Consider the following 19,048-nt stretch of genomic DNA (forward strand, 5'->3'; position numbering starts at 1 on the left):
GTTCGTGGTTGCTCGCGCAGTTCCCCGCGCCCCTGGAGGGACGGGCCTGCGGCCCGCCCTCCCCATGAAAAGCACGGGGCGCAGCCCCGGTCGCTTTTCAGGGGCGCGGGGCGGTGACACATGCGGCTCCGCCGCGTGGGCGCGAACAACCCCCACCCACCCGCACCCGCCGACGAATCGCGCACCCCCGAGCTGTCAGGCGCCCTACAACCCCACCCCGTAGCGCACCCGCAACCGGCGAATCTCCCACCACGCCACCGCCGTCACCGACAACGGCCCACCCACCAGCGCGGCGAACCGCACCACCGGCGGCCCCGGCGGCATCCCGCCCATCGCCAGCCCGATCGCCGCGAGCTCCCACACCAGGACGCCGGTGAGCAGCGCCGGGAGTGCCGCGTGCACGTCGGCGGTGTTGAAGGCGGTGCGTACGGCGGGGCCGGTCGCGAAGGCGAGGAACAGCAGCATCCACAGCAGCGGCACGAGGAGGGCGAGCGGCACCCAGCGGCCCGCGTCCGGGCCCATGCGGTGCTTGGCGTAGAGGATCGCGGCGACCATGAGCGGCACCGTGGTGAAACCACCGAAGTACCACAGGGCCGTTCTGCCGGCGGTCCGCAGCGGGGCGCGCATCGCGCGACGGGCGGCGGGCGAGGAGCGGCGGAAGAGGACCACGACGACGACCGGTGCGCTCAGGAGCAGCAGCCAGGGCGTGATCGTGATCCGCATCATGAACTGTTCCTGCGCCTGGTCCACGTCCTCCGGTCTGCCGTACACGGCGAGGATCAGCAGGGACATCGCGGTGGCCGTCCACGCCCTGGTCCGCTGCACCCGTGCCACGCCCGGGTCGAACACGCGGTGGCGGGCCCCGGAGGGGAACAGCCGCCGGGCCCGGCGGCGGGCGGAGCGGGCCAGCGGGTAGCCCGCCAGCACCCCGACGACCAACGGCCACGCGCAGAGCGCGGCCAGCGCCCACAGGCAGCCGTGCAGCCGGAGTCCGCTCAGGAACTCGCCCAGCGGCGGCCAGTCGTCCTCGCGCATCCGCTGCCACAGGGAGGGCGGGCGCTGCGGCATGTACGGGTGGGGGAAGGGCGGGCCGTAGGGCGACGGGCCGGGCTGCGGCGGCACATACGGGCCGGGGTACGGCGACGGGGGCGGTCCTCCGTTCGGCGGCCGGAGCGGCTGGTACGGATCGTGTCCCCCGAAACTCACGCTGCTGTCCCCTCCGAGGTGCCCGGTGCCGAACGCGTCGACTGGCCATCATGGTCGACTCCCCGGCGGCGCGCACACCCGATTCTCAGGCCCAGGGCAGCCAGGCCCGCACCTCGAAGCCGCCGTCCGCCTCGGGGCCGTGCTCCAGGCGGCCGCCGATGAGGGTCGCCCGCTCGGTCAGGCCGATCAGCCCCTGTCCGGAGCCGGGGACGGGTGGGACCTCCCCCGGCGGGGCGGGATTGCGGACGCGGACGGTGAGTCCGTCGGTCGGGGCGCCCGAGACCGTGACGGTGACCTCGGCGCCGGGCGCGTGCTTGCGGGCGTTGGTGAGGCACTCCTGGGCGATGCGGTACGCGGTGCGGCCCACGGAGGCGGGGACGGCGGCGGGGTCGGTGACGTGGCTGTCGAGGACGACCTTCATGCCGGCCACGCGGGACTCGGCGACGAGTCCGTCCAGCGCGGCGAACGTCGGCTGGGGGCGTCCGGCGTCGTCGGAGTCGCCCGCGCGCAGCACGCCGATGATCTCCCGCAGGTCCTGGAGCGCCTCGTGGGCGCTCTCCCGGATGACGCCCGCCGCGCGGACGATCTCCGCGCGGGGCGCGTCGGGCCGGAACTCCAGGGCGCCCGCGTGCACGCTGAGCAGGGTCAGCCGGTGGGCGAGGACGTCGTGCATCTCACGTGCGATGGCCTCCCGGGCCAGGCGCTGCGCCTTCTCGGCCCGTAGGGCCGCCTCCGTCTCGGCCCGCCGGGCGCGGTCCCGGAAGCTCAGCATCAACTGCCGCTTGGAACGCACGAACATGCCCCAGCCGACGATGGCGCCGGTGAGCACGGCGGAGAGGAAGACCGCCCAGGGGTAGCTGACGTCGGGGTCGGGGCGCAGCCAGTAGAAGACCGGGTTCAACAGCACGGAGACGCCGGCCACTCCGGCCACGTACCGGAAGGGCCGGTGGACGGTGAGGGTGAAGAGGGCGACGAGGCCGGCGCCGCCCGCGGTCGCGGACACGAAGCAGACCGGGACCATCGCGACGGCGAGCCCGGTCGGCCAGCGGCGGCGCAGCCATACCGCGGCGCAGGCGAGCGCGCCGAGCACCTGGTCGAGCGTGGCGTAGGCGTCGGGGAGGCCGACTTCCTTGTTCACCGTGTCCAGGGCGAGGAGGCCGATGCCCACCGCGAGCAGGAAGCAGGTGAAGTCGACGACCCAGTCGCGCGCGGTGCGCCGGGGTCGCCGGTCCGGCCGCCCGCCGCCGGGCTCCTGGGCGGGGTCGAGGACGGCGGACGGCAACAGCCAGCGCCGCCCAGGGAAGGCCGGTGGTTCGGGCACCGGTCGGTCACCACTCACAGTCGACAAATCTATGCAGAGTCGGCCCCCGTCGACGCCTTTCCGCCGGGGATCGCGACCAAAGTCGTGACCTCGTCGACTTTCGGTGGCCCGCCGCCGTGCGGATCGGTACCGCGGTCGGCCGGGCAGGGCCCCGCGGCCGATGGGCGGGAGGGGTCCGTGGCGTGAGGATCCCTGCCATGAAGCAGTTCTTGGAGTTCCTCGGGTTCCTCGCCCTGCTGCAGGGCTCGGGCGGTCTGGTCTACGAGCTCACCGGCAAGCTGCGGTGGGGGGTGACCCAGCGGTGGGCCGTCCTGGACGGCTACGAGATCTATGTGAGCATCGCGCTGATCGTGCTGGGGCTCGCCCTGTTCGCGGCGGCCGACAGCCGGAAGGCCGGCTGACCCTGGCCCGTCGGGCCGTCCGTTCCGGTGGGGGGCGGACGGACGGCCCGACGGGTGTCCTCGCGGTGCTCAGCGGTCGTAGTCGATCGGGCCGGCTCAGCGGTCGTAGTCGATCAGGTCGAAGGACGCGTAGTGGTCGGCGGTGTAGCAGTCCTCCTGGTTCTGCTGCGTTCTGCTCGGCGACCTCACCGGCCGGTAAGCCACCGGCAGTTGCAGCAGGCTCGGATCCGACGGCCACGCCGTGGTCGCGCGCCAGGACCGGCACGGCGCTGCCGAGCACGGGCACCGCATCACAGCAGCCATCGATCCCAGTCGACGACTCACCGCCGGTTCCTGATCTGGTCGAGGGCCGGTGTCTGGGGCCGACTGCACGAAGCGGTGCTGCACCCGGCTCGACGACGTCGGCCTCATCGACGTCACCCGCGTCGTCCTCGACACCGCGCATGTCCGCGCCAAAAGGGGGCGAACACACAGGTCCGGGCCCCTTGGACCGGGGCAAGCCGGGTTCCAACATGGACATCCTGTCGGACGCGAACGGACTGCCCCACTCGTCGGTGTCTCGGCCGGGAACACCCACCACAGCGAGGGGCTGAAGCTCATGATCGAGCGGCACATCGGAGTGCGGATCGCCCGCAAGGGCATCGAGTCCAGCGAACGATTACTGACCTTGAATGCGTGATGTCGTCGTAACTGGATAGATGGTTCACCGCGCGGTCGACGACCGGCCGGCAGCCACCGCCGCCCGAGCGTCGAAGACCGAGGCCAGCACCACGCCCTGTTCAAGCGCCTGCACCGGCGCTGGGAGGACTACCTGCGCCGGGTCCACGACCTGCGGCTGCCGTTCGACAACAACCCGGCCGAACAGGCGATCAGGATGGGAAAACTGCGGATCAAGGTCTCCGAGTGTCCGCGGACCCTGCAAGGCGCCCAGGACTTCGCCGCGATCCGCACGTACCTCGCCACCGCGGCCCGCCAGGACCAGCCCATGCTCGACGTCCTCGTGCAGGCCGTGCGGGGCAGCCCCTGGATGCCCGCCACCACTTGACCACGCCGGCCCCACCGACCTGCGATCAAGCACGCCCTTCTAGGATGGCCCGGTGCCGCACTTCGAGATCGTGACAGCCGTCGCCGCACCCCCGGACCGGGTGTTCGAGGCATGCCTCGACGTGGAAGCACACACGCGGTCGATGGCCGATTCGTCGGAGCGGGCGGTCGGCGGCAGGACCCGAGGCGGACTCTCACTCGGCGACACGGTGACCTTCCAGGCCCGCCACTTCGGCCTGATCTGGCGACTCACCGCCCGCATTACGGCGTATGACCCGCCCCAGTGCTTCGTGGACGAGCAGGATGCCGGCCCCTTCAAGCGATGGCATCACAGTCATCACTTCGAGCCGGACGGCACTGGCGGCACCGTTATGAGGGACGTCATCGACTTTGCCTCGCCGTTCGGACTCCTCGGACGTGTCGTCGACCGCACTGTTCTGAGCTGGTACATGCCCCGCCTCATCAGAACCCGCAACGCTTACCTCGCCAGCGCCTTGCGCTGAGCCCAGATTGACGGTCACCACGCCCTCAGGGGCGGTACAGGGTCCCGCCAGCCGCCACAGAGCCGACCGAGCCAAGCCAACCAGCCACCTGTCCAGTCACATGTCGTCGTGGTGGCTGGTGTCGGAGGCCGGTGCCGGTGAGGCAGCCATCGAGGACGTCGGGGCGACTGGAGTTGGCGTAGGCCGCGCCGGACGGCGGTGATCAGGTCGTCGGGGTCGGCGAAGGCGCGGTTGGCTGTGGTGGTGCGTCGCAGGACGGACCAGATGCCTTCGACGGGGGTTGAGGTCGGGTGCGTAGGGCGGCAGCTGAAGGACGGTGAGCCAGTCGCGGTCGGCGATGCAGCGGCGCATTCCGGCCGTCGGGTGGGTGTTGAGACTGTCCCAGACCAGCACGATCGGGCCGCCGAGCTGCTGGTGGGCGGTCTGGATCAGCTCGCGGCAGTCCTTCCAGGAGAAGCTCTCGCGCCCGTCAGGCCGGGCGTCCGGGCAGGGCCGGCAGATCAGCCGCGAGGGTTCGCGGGCCTTGCAGCAGGCCAGGGCGGCCACCGATAAGCGGCGGCGGGAGCGGCCCCGCACGCGGGTCACCGGGGTGTGGCCGCGGCGGGACCAGGTGCGGGGGGCGGCGGCGTCATCGAGAATCCGGCCTCGTCCTCGAAGACGAGCCAGGCGTCGAGCGCCGCCACGGTCCTTCCACTCTCGGCCGGGTCTCCTTCACCCAGCCGGCCACCAGGTTCTCGTCCCTCTCGATCGCCCGCCGGGCGGGGACCTGGCAGCTCCAGCCGTGCCGCTTGAGCAGGGCGGCCCTCCCTTGAACGGTGTAGCTCTTGTGGAAGCGGCGCCAGATCAGCGTCTTGATCCGCGACAGGGTCCAGGTCTGGTCCGGCCAGCTGTGTCCCACCGGCCCCTTGGCCAGCTCCCGCTCGAGCACGGCGAACAGTTCGTCACTGAGCAGCGGCAGCGATGCCGGGCCCTTGGAAGCCAGGGCCCGGGGCCCGTTCTGCGACCAGGCTCTGCGCCACCGCTGAACCGACCGGACGCTGACCCGCAGGTCGTGAGCGATGACCGGGTTCTCGTCGCCCTGCCGGAACCGCTCGGCCGCCTCCATCCTCAACTGCTCGCGGAAGGCCCGCCGTTCGTCGGTCAGTGCGCCCCCTTGCGCATACCTCATGCGGTCGGCCGCAGGGATCATGAGGCGTCAGCCCCTACGACACCACGCTTGGAAGGTCGGTAGGGTGCCGTCGCTGGGTCATCGAGCGAACCATGTCGTGGCTGTCCGGCTACCGCCGGCTCAGCCCCCGCTCTGAACGCAATCCCCGCAACTACCTGGCCTTTCTCGGCCTGGCCGCCCCCCTCTGCTGTTACAAGAGGCTCGTCCGCCTCACCACGTCGGGCACGGTCCAAGGCTCATTCCGGCGAGCGTCATCCCACTCCGGTCGAATGGCGGCAACCAGTGCCGGCCCGCGCGGTGCGCGGAACACCGAGGCTCACGGCCCCCATCGGGCCCGGCATCCTCGCTGAGCGCCGCCGCTCAGTGACCTCGTGCGATCCAGTCGGCGAGGTGGGGCGCTTCAGCGCCGATGGTGGTGCCCTGTCCGTGCCCGGTACGCGCTTGCGTGGCCGGTGGCAGCTCGAGGAGGCGGTCCCGGATCGAGCGGATGATGGTCGGGAAGTCCGAGTACGACCGGCCGGTCGCTCCTGGACCCCCCGCAAACAGCGTGTCGCCCGTGAAGACGGTGTTGAGCGAGGGCAGGTGCAGGCAGATGGCCCCGGGCGTGTGCCCAGGGGTGTGCAGCACCCGCAGTTCCGTGCCCGCGACGGGGATGCGTTGGTTGTCGGAGAGGTAACCGCCGGGGTCGTGGTCGGGGTGGGTGTGCTTCCACAGCAGCCGGTCGTCCAGGTGGACGAGGACGGGCGCGCCGGTGGCCTCGGCGAGGGCGGGAGCCGCGTTGATGTGATCGTCGTGGGCATGGGTGCACACGATGGCGGTCAGACGGCGGTCTCCGACGGCGCGGGCGATCGCCTCCGCGTCGTGGGCGGCGTCGATGACGACCGCCTCGTGGTCGTCGCCGACGATCCAGACGTTGTTGTCGACGTTCCAGGTGCCGCCGTCCAGGCTGAAGGTGCCCGAGGTGATGACGTGCTCGATGCGGACGCCGGTCATCACAGCATCACCACCGAGCGCAGGACATCGCCGTCGTGCATCCGCTCGAAGGCCTTCTCGACCTCGTCCAGGGCGACGGTCTCGGTGACGAAGGCGTCCAGGTCCAGTCGGCCCTGCTGGTAGAGGTCGATGAGCATCGGGAAGTCGCGGGAGGGCAGGCAGTCGCCGTACCAGGAGGACTTCAGGGCTCCGCCGCGGCCGAAGACGTCCAGCAGCGGCAGCTCGAGCGTCATGTCCGGGGTGGGCACCCCGACCAGGACCACCGTGCCGGCGAGGTCGCGGGCGTAGAAGGCCTGCCGGTAGGTTTCCGGTCGGCCGACGGCCTCGATGACGGTGTCGGCGCCGAACCCGCCGGTCAGCTCGCGGATCGCCTCGACCGGGTCGGTCTCCTTGGAGTTGACGGTGTGGGTGGCGCCCAGCCTCTTGGCGGTGGCCAGCTTGCGGTCGTCGATGTCGACGGCGATGACCTTGGCCGCACCGGCCAGGTGGGACCCGACGATCGCGGCATCCCCGACGCCACCGCAGCCGATGACGGCCACCGTGTCCCCTCGGCCGACGTTGCCGGTGTTGATCGCCGCGCCGATGCCGGCCATCACCCCGCAGCCGAGGAGGCCGGCCGCGGACGGTGAGGCGGCCGGGTCGACCTTCGTGCACTGCCCGGCGGCGACCAGCGTCTTCTCGGCGAAGGCTCCGATACCGAGGGCGGGCGAGAGCTCGGTGCCGTCCAGGAGAGTCATCTTCTGTGCGGCGTTGTGGGTGTCGAAGCAGTACTGGGGGCGTCCGCGCCGGCAGGCGCGGCAGCGGCCGCACACGGCACGCCAGTTGAGGATGACGAAGTCGCCGGGTTCGACGTCCGTCACTCCGGGACCGACTTCTTCGACGACGCCGGCCGCCTCGTGCCCGAGGAGGAAGGGGAAGTCGTCGTTGATGCCCCCGTCGCGGTAGTGCAGGTCGGTGTGGCAGACACCGCACGCCTGGATTTTCACCACTGCCTCTCCCGGGCCCGGGTCGGGCACGACGATCGTCTCGACGGCTACGGGTTCGCCTTTGGCGCGGGCGACGACACCGCGTACGTGGTGGGGCATGGAGGTGGTCCTCTCGCTGTGCGATGTGGGTGGGTGGGACGGGGTGCGGTTGCCGGAGATCACCTTGCGGGCCGCACGGTGACGGGGAGCGCCGCCCAGGAGCGCAGGGTGTTGTTGAGATGGCGGCGGGGTTCGCCGGTGAGCTCGATGCGTTCCACGCGGCGGGCGAGGGCGGTCAGCAGGGCCTCGGCCTCCAGGCGGGCGACGTGCTGGCCGACGCACTGGTGGATGCCCATGCCGAAGCCGACATGGCCGGAGGGGTCCCGGGTGAGGTCGAAGCGGTCGGCGTCCAGCCAGCGGGCCGGGTCGCGGTTGGCGGCGCCGAGGAACATGAGGATCTTCGTGCCCTCGGGGATGAGGGCGTCGGCGATGGTGACGTCGGTGGTGGCGGTACGGAAGAAGGTCTGCACGGGTGACTGCCAGCGCACCGCTTCGTCGAACGCCACACGTGCCGACTCGGGTCGTTCGCGCAGTCGTTGCCACTGGTCGGGGTGGGTGGCGAAGGCGTAGAGAGTGGCGGCGAGGCCGTGGACGGTGGTGTCGACGCCGGCGGTGAGCAGGGAGCGCACCACCAGGGGTGCCTGGGCGTGTGTGAGGTCGCCGCGGTCGGCGGCGGCCCAGATACGGGAGCCGAAACCGTCCTCGCTCAGCGCCTCGCGGGCGCACTGGGCGTTCACCCAGGCCGACAACTCGGCCGCCCTGTCGGCGTCGGCCTTCACGAGGTCGTTGGCCGGTCCGAAGGCGTTGAAGGCCATGTTGCCGTAAGGCAGAAGGTTGTCCCGTCCCTCGGGCCCCAGTCCGACGGCGTCGGGGAACACACGGAGCGGAAACGCCCTGGCCAGGTCCGTGAAGGCGTCGAACTGGCTGCCCCGGTCGGCCAGTACGGTGTCGACCAGTTCCTCGGCGACCGTCTGCCACGTCGCGCGCAGTTTCCGCAGGGCGGGTGGTGCGAGGATCTCGCGCAGGACACGGCGTGGGGCGTCGTGGTGCGGCGGGTCGGCTTCCAGCAGCAGGCTCGGCGGCCGCCAGGGTTTCTCGTGACGGAAGTTGGCCAGTCCGACGCCGGCGGCGGACTGGAAGGTCTGCCAGTCGACCAGGGCGGTGTGCACCTCGCGGTAGCGGGCCAGCGCGTACACGTTGTAGCGGGCCAGGTGGACGACGGGACCGGCTTGCCGCAACTGCTGGTGCAGCGGCTCGGGTTGTGACAGATGTTCGGCGGCGAAGGGGTCCGCGTCACTCGTGGGGAGCGAGACGGCGGGGGCCGGTGCGTGGGTCATGGCGGCTCCAGCGGAAGAGGGCACGGGCGTGGGGGCATGTCTGCGGGTGCGGCTCAGAGGTCGAGGACGAGGCGGTCACCGCGGGAGCGGGATACGCACGGGAGCATGCAGTCGTTCGCGGCCCGTTCGTGGTCGGCGAGGATCGAGTCCCGGTGATCGGGCGTCCCTTCCAGCACCGGCGTGAGGCAGGTGCCGCAGGTGCCCTGCTCGCAGGAGGACAGGACGTCGGCTCCCACCTGTCGTACGGCGTGCAGGACGGAGGTGTCCGGCATGACGGTCACGGTGCGGCCCGTGCGGCGCAGCTCCACCTCGAAGGCCCTCTGGTGGACGGGCTCCGGCAGGGCGCCGGCGCTGAAGCGCTCGGTGCGCAGGCTGTACGACGGCCAGGCGGCGCAGGCCTGCTCGACGGCCGCCAGCAGCGGCGCCGGTCCGCAGCAGTAGACCTTGGTGTCGGGATCCGGGGTGTCCAGCCACGAGGCCAGGTCCAGCAGACCGCACTCGTCCTGGGGGCTGATGTGCACTCGGTCGCCGTGGGCGGCCGACAGTTCCTCGCGCAACGCCATCGAGGCACGGCTGCGGCCTCCGTACAGCAACTGCCAGTCGGCGCCGATCAGTTCGGCCTGGTGGATCATGGGCAGCAGCGGGGTGATGCCGATGCCGCCTGCGATGAACAGGTACCGGTCGGCCGGAACCAGAGGGAAGTGGTTGCGCGGCCCGCCGACGCCGACCAGGTCACCCGGCGCGAGCCGGTCGTGCACGTACGCCGAGCCGCCACGCCCGGCCGGCTCGCGCAGGACCGCGATGCGGTAGGTGTACGGGTCCCACCGGTCACCGCACAGGGAGTACTGCCGGGTCGTCCCTTCCGGCAGGACCAGGTCGATGTGCGAGCCAGGGGTCCAGTCCGGCAGCCGCGCGCCGTCCGGGTGGGCGAGAGTGAGAGAGACGACGCCGTCGGCGATCGTGTCCTTGGCGCGGATCTGCAATGTCACCCTGGAGAGGGCGGGTTGGGGAACCCGGAGCAGGCTGTCTGCGACCACTTTGTCGCCTCCCGTCTGTGGAATGCAGGCAGGATGCTCGGGGCCGGGGCTGTCTCGCGACGGCATTCTCATTCAGTGAGAGACGAATTTCGTGCGGATGTCACGCGGCTGTCGCGCCACCGTCACACGACCGCCCGCAGCCCCGTCGTCAGGTGCTGCCCAGGGCGCGCGAGATGCCGCGGGCGGCGGTCCGTACGACGGGGACGACCGCTTGGGCGCTGGCGTCGTTGGGCACGATGACGGCCAGAGCTGCCAGCACCGTGCCGTCGGCGCCGCGCACGGGGGCGGCGATCCCGAGGGCCTCTTCGTGGACGTAGCCGGGGCAGTAGGCGTACCCCTGCTGCCGGACGTCGGCCAGGATCGCGCGTAGCCGTGCCGGGGTGGCCGGAGTGTGGCGGGTGTAGGTGGTGAGGGGGCCGGCGAGGATGCGTTCCCTCAGCGAGACGGGGCCGTGGGCCAGCAGCACCAGGCCGCTGGAGGAGGCGTGCAGGGGCAGCCGGCCGGCGACCCGGGTGTAGTTGATCACCGCGCTGGGTGCCGAGAGGCGCTCCAGGAACAGCACGTCGTCGCCGTCGCGCACGCCCAGCTGCACGTGGTGGCCGACGACGTCGTGCACGCCCTCCATGAACGGCATCGCGGTGTCCCTCAGCGAGAGCGTCGGCGAAGCGCGTGTCACCAGCTCCCACAGTCGCACACCGATCCGCACCTCACGGTCGTCGTCCCGGCTGAGGAAGCCGTGCGCCACCAGCTCGGCCACGAGCCGGGAGGCCGTCGCCACGTGCAGCCCGCTGCGGCGGGCGATCTCCGAGACGGTCAGCGCCGGCTCGTCCTGACTGAAGGCCTCCAGGATGCGAGCCGCCCGGGAGAGGACCGACTCGTGGTGGGGTGTCTTCATGATCCGTGCTCCGGTGTTCGGGGCATGCGCCGCCGGGAGACCAGCATGGCATTCGCTCTCCGGCACGCAAGGCCGTCCCGTGCGGCCGGAGGTTCGCGGCGTATCGGAGCCGAGAACGGGATCTTCGCCGGGGCGGTGGGTCCGGCGCGAGAGGCCGAGGGCTTGGAGGATGACCGGGCCGCGCCGGTTCCTGCCGGAGCGGGCCGAACGGATCACGCTGTGCCGTCGCCCTCGACGGCGCTGTCGGACTTCGGGACGACGGCCGAAGGTGCGGGAGACACCCGTTTCCTCGGATGCGCGGTGCGCGCCGGGGCCCAGTGGGTCTGTCTGCCGGTGGTGTCGTCACGCGCAGGACGAAGGGAGTTGACGGTGGGCGGCGCGTCGCGCCGGACCGAAGGAAGAGCCTGGTCAGCCGCACCCGACGGGTGCGGCTGACCAGGGGGCGGGTCACGCCCGCGAAGGCTCTTGCGGGGCCGACGCCCGGCGCAGGACGGGCAGCAGCCCGGCCGCCACCAGTGCCGAGGCCAGGCCGAGGAGGCCGACGGCGGCGGCGAGGCTGCCGGTGGCGGACTCGACGGCGATCAGGGCGAGCGGGCAGAGGAACTGCCCGGAGAAGAACGACGCCGTCCACAGGCCGGTGCCGCGGCCGCGGTCGGCGTAGTCCAGCTTGGACATCGCCCAGGTGAGCAGCGAGGGCAGCAGGAAGCCGGTGCCGATGCAGTTGAGGACCGCGCCGGCGACCAGGACCGGGGTGGTGGGGGCCAGGCCCATGACCACGAACCCTGCTCCGCACAGGGCGAAGATCGCGGGCAGCCTGCGCTCCGGCCGGCCGGTGAGCCTGGCGAAGGTGAGGCATCCGGTGACGGTGGCGGCGCTGGCGATGGCGGTGGCCATGCCGATGACGCCGCTGTTCTTCACGCCCAGGTCGTCCAGCAGGTAGGCCGTTTCCACCGGGACGGTGTAGAAGACGATGGCGCCGAACACCGTCAGCACGCAGATGCCCGCCAGTCGGCGCACGGGGAACGGCCGTACCTCGGCGGCGGCAGCCTTTTCCGTGGCTGCGCCCTGCCTGGGCTGGGGCAGGTACGCGGCCATGGCGGGGGCGAGGAGCAGCCCGACAGCGTAGAGCCAGAACGGGGTGCGCCAGCCCGAGGATCCGAGCGCGCCGCCGAGCACGAAGAAGGCGGTGGCGGAGGCGGAGGCGCACAAGGTCTGCAGGGCCAGGTAGCGGTCCCGTGCGCGGCCTGTGTAGTAGTCGCCGATCAGTGTGGTGCAGCAGGTCATGATGGCGGCCTCGGTGACGCCGAGGAGGGCGCGGCTGGCCACGATGGCACCGAGGGAGTCCAGCCACAGCGGTGCGGTGCCGAACAGGGCGTACAGGACGGCCGCGACGATCAGGAGGCGTTTGCGTCCCAGCCGGTCGATGATGACGCCCGCGAAGGGGGCCAGCAGGGCGAGCGCGAGTGCGGGGACGGTCAGGACCATCGGGACGAGCGCCTTGGCGCCGGGCACTGTGGCGAAGTGCGCCTGCATCTTCGGCAGCACCGGAGCGAGCAGCACCGCGCCGAGGATCGGCAGACAGCTGCCTGCCATCAGAAGCACGACGCGCAGACGGCCCCCGGCTTCGGGCGCGGGCCCGGTGTTCTGGGCGGCGGTGCCGTCGGCGGGCACGGGTGGGGAGGGGAATCCGGGCATGCGAGGCCTCCACGAGGCGGGGGCGGGGGCGCGCAACCGCGCCCCCGCGGTGACCGTGGCCGTGCCAGGCTGCGGGGCGCAGGTGCACCCAAGGGGAATGCGCCCGAGAGCGGGCGTCAGGAACTGGCACGACTATGGGCCAGGCTCCCCCGGGGGGCTACCCTCTGCGCGATCAAACTCCTGGATCGTGTTCATCCAGCCTGTGGATGGCGGGTGGTCGGCCCGGTGAGGGAGTCAGCGACGCGCGCGGCCGTCTCGCGCAGCCAGATGTGCGCGGCATCGCGGGTGTGGACCGGGTGCCACCACAGGGCCTGCCGGAGGGGGACGGCCTCGTAGGGCGGCTCCATGATCCGTACCGGGGCGACGCCGCGCAGGCGCTCAGCGAGGCGCCCTTGGACGAGGGCGATGCGACGGGTGCCGGCGACCAGGAAGGGCAGGCTCTGGAAGCTGTCGACGGAGACCTCGACGTGGGGTTCGATGCCGAGCATGCCGAGCTGGCGTACGGCCGGGGCGTCATAGGTGCGCTGGTATGTCACCCACGGCAGCCGGGCCAGGTCCTCGGTCGTGATGCGGTCACCGACTTCGGGGTGGTGGTCCGCGACGAGGAAGACCCATCGGTCGTCGTAGAGATCGGTGGCGGGGAAACCGCTGATCACACCGTGCGGCATCAACAGGCCGTCCGTCGCGCTGAGCAGTGTGGCGGTGTCGTCGAGCACGGTCGGCGGGGTCTGGGTGAAGCGCAACCTGATACCCGGCGCCTCTTCATGGACGACGCGGGCGAGTTCGCTACCGAAGACGGCGACGGCGTAATCGGTCGCAAGCAGTCTGAACTCGCGGCTCTCGGCGGCCGGGTCGAAGTGGGCCTGACTGCTGAAGAGGCGTTCCAGCAGGTCACAGACGGTGGACGTGCGGTCGAGGAGGACCTGCCCGAGGGCGGTGAGCTCGTAGTGCCCGCCGGCCCGGACGAGGAGGTCGTCGTCGAAGTGGCGGCGCAGCCGGGCGAGCGCGGCGCTCATGGCGGGCTGGCTGAGGCCCATGCGACGCCCTGCCCGGGTGACATTGCGCTCCTCCAGCAGGACACGCAGCGCGACGACGAGGTTGAGATCGAGGCGGGCCAGGTTCACGGGACTCCCCTTAGCGACACTTTGATCAGCGATTATAAGCGTCGTGGATTGCGAGTATCCAAAGAATCGATTTCCTTGATCAGGGCGGGCGGCCTCAGATTATGTCCCACCCGCAATCAGGAGGACATGTCCGTGAAACCCGAACCCGCATCCGCTCTGTTCGCGGGCCCTTTCGCCCTCGCCACCCTCTCGGCCCCGGGCAAGCCGCACTTTCCCGCCCTGGTCACGGCCGACAGTCAGGTGGTCGACCTCCGAGCGGCCCTGCGGGACGACGCTCTGACAATGCGCGGTCTGCTCGAGCAGTGGGTGGTCGCACTCCCCGTGTTGCGCGAGCTCGCCGCTGACCCCGGGACCGAACGGCGGCCCCTGGCGGACTTCCGGGTGCATGCTCCCATCGAGCCGCGCCAGGTGCTCCAGTCGGGAGCCAACTACCGGCAGCACGTGATCGACCTGCACGTGGCCCACCGGGACCCCGCCGACGACCGCTCCGAGGAGGAGCGGCGCGCCGAGGCCGCCGAGATCATGGACCGGCGGGCGGCCGAGGACCTGCCCTACATGTTCATCGGCCTGCCGAGCGCGATCACCGGCCCGTACGACGATGTCGTGCTTCCCTCCTGGGCTGAAAAGCCGGACTGGGAACTGGAGTTGGCGGTTGTCATCGGCAAGCCCGCTTACCAGGTGTCCGTGGAGGAGGCCCTGGAACACGTCGCCGGGTACACGATCGCCAACGACCTCACCGACCGTGCCACCGTCTTCCGCCGGGACATGCCGCAGATCGGCACCGACTGGCTGCGCAGCAAGAACGCACCCGGCTTCACCCCGCTCGGCCCCTGGATCGTGCCCGCCGAGTCGATCGCCGACCCGGACGACGTGCGCGTCACGCTCAGGCTCAACGGCGAGACCATGCAGGACGAGTCCACCAAGGACATGATCTTCAACATCGCCCGGATGGTGGCGTACGCCTCCCAGACCGCTCGCCTGCTGCCCGGTGACCTCATCCTGACCGGCAGCCCGGCCGGCAATGGCATGCACTGGGGTCGGCTGCTGCGCGACGGCGACGTGATGGAGGGTTCGGTCACCGGGCTCGGTGTGCAGCGCACCAGATGTGTCGCGGAGGCCGCCTCGTGACCCTGGACCGCCATGATCCGGAAGGCTGCATCGCGCGCACGGCCAAGGCGTGCTCCAACTGGGGGCGTTGGGGCGAGGACGACGTGCTCGGCACCCTCAACTTCCTCGACGAGGGCAAGCGTCGGGAGGGTGCGGCCCTGGTCCGCCGGGGCGTCAGCTTCTCCCTCTCCCAGCGGTTCGACATGAACGGTCCGCAGAAGGGCTGGCGCCGACGGACCAACCCGGTGCACACCATGCTGGACACCGGCACCGACGCGGCCCTGGGTAATCAGGGCTTCCCGCACGGCATCGGCGGGGCCGACGATGTGATCGCCATGCCGTTGCAGTGCTCCACCCAGTGGGACGGGCTCGGTCACATCTTCGACCACGGCAAGGCCTGGAACGGCCGGGCGTCCGAGAAGGTGGTCACCTCCGAGGGCGACCTCGTCACCGGTATCGAGCACATGGCGCCGTACGTCGCGGGACGCGGCGTTCTGCTCGACGTGGGCCGGGTCGTGGGCACCGGTGGGGGCACCTCCCGCTCGAGCGGAGCCGAGAGTGGGGGAGAGTTGCCGGACGGTTTCGCGATCACCGAGGAGCATCTGACCGCTACCGCGGCAGCGCACGGGGTGACCGTGGGCCGCGGCGACATCGTGGTGGTGCGTACCGGGCAGCTTGCCCGTGCCCGGCGCGAGGGGTGGGGTGACTACGCAGGCGGCGCGGCCCCCGGGCTGTCGTTCACCACCGCGGGCTGGCTGCACGGCAGCGAGATCGCCGCGATCGCCACCGACACCTGGGGTTTCGAGGTGCGGCCGAACGAGTTCGAGCACGCCTTCCAGCCGCTGCACCAAGTGGCCATCCCGCACATCGGTCTGTTGATCGGTGAGATGTGGGACCTGGAGTCGCTCGCCGAGGACTGCGCGGTCGACGGCGTGTACGAGTTCTGGCTCACCGCCGCACCGCTGCCCATCACCGGAGCCGTCGGCTCTCCCATCAATCCGATCGCCGTCAAGTAACAGCGGAACGAAGGAGTTCCCCATGAGCAACACCCGAAGAGTCCTCGTCGTGGGCGGCGGCGCGGCCGGCAACGCCGTGACCATCCTGCTGCGCCGCGCCGGCGTCGAGGTGGACCTGGTCGAGGCGAAGCCCGACTGGAACGCCGCCGTCGGCTCCGGCATCACCCTGCAGGGCAACGCGCTGCGCGTGCTGCGCGAACTCGGCGTGTGGGAACAGGTCGAAGCCTCCGGGTTCGCCTTCGAGTCGTTCGGTGTGACCGCCCCGGACGGCACGCTGCTCTTCGCCCACGACGACATCCGCACCGGCGGTGACGACCTGCCCGCCACGGTCGGCATGCAGCGCCCGCGGCTCCAGCAGATCCTCATCGACGCCGTGCGCGCCTCCGGCGCCGACGTGCACCTGGGCACCACCGCCGAGACCCTGGAGCAGGACGCCGAGGGCGTCTCGGTGCGGTTCAGCGACGGCACCGAGGGCCGCTACGGCCTGGTGATCGCCGCCGACGGCCTCAACTCCGCGACCCGCGCGGCGATCGGGATCACCGACAAGCCCGAGCCCACCGGCATGGCGATCTGGCGCGCCCCCGCACCGCGCCCCGAGGGGCTGGTCCGCACGGACCTGGCGTACGGCGGCCCGGCGTACATCGCGGGGTACTGCCCGACGAGCGAGACCACCATCTACGCGTACGTCGTCGAGGCCTGCCGCGACCGCGCCCTCATCGACCCGGCCACCTACGCGGACGAGATGCGCCGAATCGCGCGCAACTACGGTGGCCACTGGACCGAGATCACCAAGCACATCACCGACCCGACGAAGGTCAACTACACCTGGTTCGACCGGCTGTTGGTGGAGGGCTCCTGGCATCGCGGCCGGGTCGTCCTCATCGGCGACGCGGCGCACTGCTGCCCGCCCACCCTGGCCCAGGGGGCGGCCCTGTCACTGGAGGACGCCTCCGTGCTGGCCGAGCTGCTGACCGGCGGGCGGGACTGGGACGACGCACTGCTCCAGGAGTTCTACGAGCGCCGCATCCGACGGGTCCGGCCGATCGTCGAGGCGTCGGTCCAGGTCGGGCAGTGGCAGCTGGACGGCGTGCGCGACGCCGACGTACCCGGTCTGATCTCCCGCACCCTCACCCCGCTCAGGGAACTGCCGTGACCACACCGACAGTCGACGTCCACGCCCACCTCCTGGTCCCCGAGGTGGAGGAGGCCGTCGCCGATCACCCCGACCTCGCGGCGGCCCGGGCGCTGGACGCCCGCCGCAACGGTCCGGCCGCCCTCGCCGTGAGCGGGCCGATGGTGCGCGAGCGCATCCCGCGCCTCACCGACGTCGCCGTACGCCTCGCCGCGATGGACGCGCAGGGCGTGGACGTGCAGCTGGTCAGTCCGTCGCCCTCGCACTACCACTACTGGGCGGACGAGGCGACGGCCGAGAAGGTGTACCGGCTCGCCCATGAGGCGACGGCCGCGCACTGCGCGCAGGCGCCGGACCGGCTGCACGGTCTCGGGCTGGTCCCGCTGCAGCACCCGGAGCAGACCGTGCTCGCCCTCGAACATGCCCTGGACCAGGGCCTGTCGGGAGTGGAGATCTCCTCGCACACACCGGGCCGCGAGCTGTCGGACCCGGCGTACGAGCCCTTGTGGAAGCGGGCCGAGGAAACGGGCGCGATCCTGTTCCTGCACCCCTTCGGCTGCACGCTCGACGAACGCCTCGACCGGTGGTACCTGTCCAACACCGTCGGCCAGCCCACGGAGAACGCGGTGGCGCTGTCCCACCTCATCTTCTCCGGCGTATTGGACCGCCACCCGGACCTGAAGCTGATCGCCGCACACGGCGGCGGCTACCTGCCCACCCACATCGGCCGCTCCGACCACGCCTGGTCGGCCCGCTCCGACGCGGGCGCGGACTGCGCCCACCTGCCCAGCAGCTACCTCAAGCGCCTGTACTTCGACTCCCTGGTCCACGACCCGCACATCCTGCGGGAGCTGATCCGGGTCGTCGGCGCCGACCGGGTGCTGCTCGGCTCCGACTTCCCCTTCGACATGGGGACCGAGGACCCGGTCGGCGCCCTGCGCGCGGCCCGTCTGTCCGACCCCGACTTCCACGCCGTACGAGGCGGCAACGCCGCCGCGCTCCTCCGGAAGGACTGAAACCATGACCGCACGCCTGCTCACTCACCTGCGGCACGTCGACCTGGCGGTGCCCGACTACGACAAGCAGCTGGACTTCTACGCCGACGTCTGGGGCCTGACCAAGGTCGCCGAGGACTCCGGCATCTCCTTCCTGGCCGCCGAGGGCAGCCCCGAGCAGTACGTCGTACGGCTGCGCAGGGCCGACGAGAAGCGCCTCGACCTGGTCTCCTACGGCGCGGACAACCCGGCCGACGTGGACACCCTGGCCGAGCAACTCCTCGCCGGTGGCGTGCAGTTGGTCTCCCAGCCGGGCAAGGTCGACACCCCCGGCGGTGGTTACGGCTTCCGCTTCTTCGACGTCGACGGCCGCACCATCGAGGTCTCGGCCGACGTCGAGGTGCGTCAGCACCGCAGGATCGAGGAGAAGGAGGCGATCCCGGTCAAGCTGTCCCACGTCGTCCTCAACTCCCCCGACCTGAACCGCACCCGGGAGTGGTACGAGCGCCACCTCGGCTTCCGCCTCTCCGACACCCTCATGCACCCGCAGATCGGTGAGGCGATGCACTTCATGCGCATCAGCAACCAGCACCACTCCATGGCCATCGCGAAGGGCCCGCACACCGCGCTGCACCACATCTCCTTCGAGATGCGCGGGATCGACGAGTACATGCGCGGCTCCGGCCGCGTGATCCGCGCTGGCTTCAAGAAGATCTGGGGCCCGGGCCGGCACCTCGCCGGCGACAACACCTTCACCTACTTCCTCGACCCGCACGGCAACACCGTCGAGTACACCACCGAGCTGGAATGCCTCGACGAGGACACCTGGCACCCGCACGTCTACGACTTCTCCCAGCCCGAGGTCACCGACCAGTGGGGCACCGCCAACCCGATGAACGAACTGGTCGCCAAGGAGTCCTTCAACGACCCCGACCGCGGCTGCTTCGTGGCCCCGCCGGTCTGACCCCTCGAACCCCGGGGACGCGGTGGCCCTGTCACCGCCCTGATGTTTGCCGCGTCCCCGGCTTCCACCGCTGTCGAAGACCGCC

At 71.2% G+C, this 19,048-nt stretch carries 17 protein-coding genes and 3 pseudogenes; 10 read left to right on the forward strand and 10 right to left on the reverse strand.

The window, feature by feature from the left end; genetic code table 11:
- Nucleotides 1–204 precede the first annotated feature (204 nt).
- Together M8J73_RS05935 and M8J73_RS05940 are read right to left on the reverse strand one after the other, a co-directional pair.
- On the reverse strand, nucleotides 205–1,206 hold the full coding sequence (locus M8J73_RS05935) for a hypothetical protein (protein ID WP_249828320.1): 1,002 nt from the start codon (nucleotides 1,204–1,206) through the stop codon (nucleotides 205–207).
- 85 nt (nucleotides 1,207–1,291) lie between these two features.
- Nucleotides 1,292–2,545 (reverse strand): sensor histidine kinase, encoded by a 1,254-nt coding sequence (locus tag M8J73_RS05940; RefSeq protein WP_249828321.1) that lies wholly within the window; start codon nucleotides 2,543–2,545, stop codon nucleotides 1,292–1,294.
- Between the two features lie 179 nt (nucleotides 2,546–2,724).
- Here M8J73_RS05940 and M8J73_RS05945 point away from each other — a divergent pair, with 179 nt between their 5' ends.
- The 4 genes and pseudogenes from M8J73_RS05945 (at nucleotide 2,725) to M8J73_RS05960 (ending at nucleotide 4,475) form a co-directional block, all read left to right on the forward strand.
- Complete coding sequence (locus M8J73_RS05945; protein WP_055539276.1) at nucleotides 2,725–2,928, forward strand: hypothetical protein; 204 nt, start codon at nucleotides 2,725–2,727, stop codon at nucleotides 2,926–2,928.
- A 306-nt stretch (nucleotides 2,929–3,234) separates the two neighbouring features.
- Nucleotides 3,235–3,530 (forward strand): annotated as a pseudogene (locus M8J73_RS05950) (transposase family protein); the annotation flags it as partial.
- Between the two features lie 92 nt (nucleotides 3,531–3,622).
- The gene (locus M8J73_RS44705) at nucleotides 3,623–3,973 is read left to right on the forward strand and encodes an IS66 family transposase (protein ID WP_079054896.1); all 351 of its coding nucleotides are present in this window, start codon (nucleotides 3,623–3,625) and stop codon (nucleotides 3,971–3,973) included.
- A 52-nt stretch (nucleotides 3,974–4,025) separates the two neighbouring features.
- Nucleotides 4,026–4,475: an SRPBCC family protein gene (locus M8J73_RS05960; protein ID WP_055539273.1), complete on the forward strand. Its 450-nt coding sequence runs from the start codon at nucleotides 4,026–4,028 to the stop codon at nucleotides 4,473–4,475.
- Nucleotides 4,476–4,599: 124 nt separating this feature from the next.
- Here M8J73_RS05960 and M8J73_RS45730 read toward each other — a convergent pair.
- Nucleotides 4,600–5,643: pseudogene (locus M8J73_RS45730) on the reverse strand (IS630 family transposase); the annotation flags it as partial.
- A gap of 59 nt (nucleotides 5,644–5,702) precedes the next feature.
- On the opposite strand from M8J73_RS45730, the pseudogene M8J73_RS45460 reads away from it, so the two are divergent.
- A pseudogene (locus M8J73_RS45460) lies at nucleotides 5,703–5,861 on the forward strand (IS5/IS1182 family transposase); the annotation flags it as partial.
- 142 nt (nucleotides 5,862–6,003) lie between these two features.
- Here M8J73_RS45460 and M8J73_RS05980 read toward each other — a convergent pair.
- The 7 genes from M8J73_RS05980 to M8J73_RS06010 form a co-directional block, all read right to left on the reverse strand.
- On the reverse strand, nucleotides 6,004–6,636 hold the full coding sequence (locus M8J73_RS05980; protein ID WP_055539272.1) for an MBL fold metallo-hydrolase: 633 nt from the start codon (nucleotides 6,634–6,636) through the stop codon (nucleotides 6,004–6,006).
- Nucleotides 6,636–7,721 (reverse strand): S-(hydroxymethyl)mycothiol dehydrogenase, encoded by a 1,086-nt coding sequence (locus M8J73_RS05985; RefSeq protein ID WP_055539271.1) that lies wholly within the window; start codon nucleotides 7,719–7,721, stop codon nucleotides 6,636–6,638. The genes M8J73_RS05980 and M8J73_RS05985 overlap by 1 nt, the downstream gene beginning before the upstream one ends.
- A 59-nt stretch (nucleotides 7,722–7,780) precedes the next feature.
- Nucleotides 7,781–8,998 (reverse strand): cytochrome P450, encoded by a 1,218-nt coding sequence (locus M8J73_RS05990; protein WP_055539270.1) that lies wholly within the window; start codon nucleotides 8,996–8,998, stop codon nucleotides 7,781–7,783.
- A gap of 53 nt (nucleotides 8,999–9,051) precedes the next feature.
- A complete protein-coding gene (locus M8J73_RS05995) occupies nucleotides 9,052–9,987 on the reverse strand; it encodes a PDR/VanB family oxidoreductase (protein ID WP_240501336.1) in 936 nt (311 codons plus the stop codon).
- Nucleotides 9,988–10,183: 196 nt separating this feature from the next.
- The gene (locus M8J73_RS06000) at nucleotides 10,184–10,930 is read right to left on the reverse strand and encodes an IclR family transcriptional regulator (protein WP_055539269.1); all 747 of its coding nucleotides are present in this window, start codon (nucleotides 10,928–10,930) and stop codon (nucleotides 10,184–10,186) included.
- A gap of 447 nt (nucleotides 10,931–11,377) precedes the next feature.
- Nucleotides 11,378–12,625, reverse strand: coding sequence for an MFS transporter (locus tag M8J73_RS06005; RefSeq protein ID WP_372503907.1), 1,248 nt, complete (start codon nucleotides 12,623–12,625; stop codon nucleotides 11,378–11,380).
- Between the two features lie 191 nt (nucleotides 12,626–12,816).
- Nucleotides 12,817–13,749, reverse strand: coding sequence for a LysR family transcriptional regulator (locus M8J73_RS06010; RefSeq protein ID WP_055542671.1), 933 nt, complete (start codon nucleotides 13,747–13,749; stop codon nucleotides 12,817–12,819).
- 126 nt (nucleotides 13,750–13,875) lie between these two features.
- Between M8J73_RS06010 and M8J73_RS06015 the strand changes: the two genes are divergently transcribed.
- From M8J73_RS06015 to M8J73_RS06035, 5 genes are read left to right on the forward strand one after another with little or no spacing between them, the layout of a single operon-like run.
- Nucleotides 13,876–14,877 carry a fumarylacetoacetate hydrolase family protein gene (locus M8J73_RS06015; protein WP_055542670.1) on the forward strand — a complete coding sequence of 334 codons (1,002 nt, stop codon included), beginning with the start codon at nucleotides 13,876–13,878 and terminating at the stop codon, nucleotides 14,875–14,877.
- Entirely contained in the window at nucleotides 14,874–15,872 is a 999-nt protein-coding gene (locus tag M8J73_RS06020; protein ID WP_249828322.1) for a cyclase family protein, read from the forward strand. Before M8J73_RS06015 ends, M8J73_RS06020 begins: the two co-directional genes overlap by 4 nt.
- A gap of 22 nt (nucleotides 15,873–15,894) precedes the next feature.
- The gene (locus tag M8J73_RS06025) at nucleotides 15,895–17,025 is read left to right on the forward strand and encodes an FAD-dependent oxidoreductase (protein WP_055538704.1); all 1,131 of its coding nucleotides are present in this window, start codon (nucleotides 15,895–15,897) and stop codon (nucleotides 17,023–17,025) included.
- Nucleotides 17,022–18,020 (forward strand): amidohydrolase family protein, encoded by a 999-nt coding sequence (locus tag M8J73_RS06030; RefSeq protein WP_055538705.1) that lies wholly within the window; start codon nucleotides 17,022–17,024, stop codon nucleotides 18,018–18,020. The genes M8J73_RS06025 and M8J73_RS06030 overlap by 4 nt, the downstream gene beginning before the upstream one ends.
- A gap of 4 nt (nucleotides 18,021–18,024) precedes the next feature.
- Nucleotides 18,025–18,963, forward strand: a complete 939-nt coding sequence (locus M8J73_RS06035) for a VOC family protein (protein WP_249828323.1) — start codon at nucleotides 18,025–18,027, stop codon at nucleotides 18,961–18,963.
- Nucleotides 18,964–19,048: the final 85 nt, after the last annotated feature.

Source organism: Streptomyces neyagawaensis (genome assembly GCF_023516595.1).
Lineage (GTDB): Bacteria > Actinomycetota > Actinomycetes > Streptomycetales > Streptomycetaceae > Streptomyces > Streptomyces neyagawaensis.

Bases quoted from the DNA above. Each gene is read 5' to 3' on its own strand.
- M8J73_RS05945 (WP_055539276.1), top strand. From the start codon at position 2,725: ATGAAGCAGTTCTTGGAGTTCCTCGGGTTCCTCGCCCTGCTGCAGGGC.
- M8J73_RS05980 (WP_055539272.1), bottom strand. From the start codon at position 6,636: ATGACCGGCGTCCGCATCGAGCACGTCATCACCTCGGGCACCTTCAGC.
- M8J73_RS05985 (WP_055539271.1), bottom strand. From the start codon at position 7,721: ATGCCCCACCACGTACGCGGTGTCGTCGCCCGCGCCAAAGGCGAACCC.
- M8J73_RS05990 (WP_055539270.1), bottom strand. From the start codon at position 8,998: ATGACCCACGCACCGGCCCCCGCCGTCTCGCTCCCCACGAGTGACGCG.
- M8J73_RS06000 (WP_055539269.1), bottom strand. From the start codon at position 10,930: ATGAAGACACCCCACCACGAGTCGGTCCTCTCCCGGGCGGCTCGCATC.
- M8J73_RS06005 (WP_372503907.1), bottom strand. From the start codon at position 12,625: ATGCCCGGATTCCCCTCCCCACCCGTGCCCGCCGACGGCACCGCCGCC.
- M8J73_RS06015 (WP_055542670.1), top strand. From the start codon at position 13,876: ATGTCCGTGAAACCCGAACCCGCATCCGCTCTGTTCGCGGGCCCTTTC.
- M8J73_RS06025 (WP_055538704.1), top strand. From the start codon at position 15,895: ATGAGCAACACCCGAAGAGTCCTCGTCGTGGGCGGCGGCGCGGCCGGC.
- M8J73_RS06035 (WP_249828323.1), top strand. From the start codon at position 18,025: ATGACCGCACGCCTGCTCACTCACCTGCGGCACGTCGACCTGGCGGTG.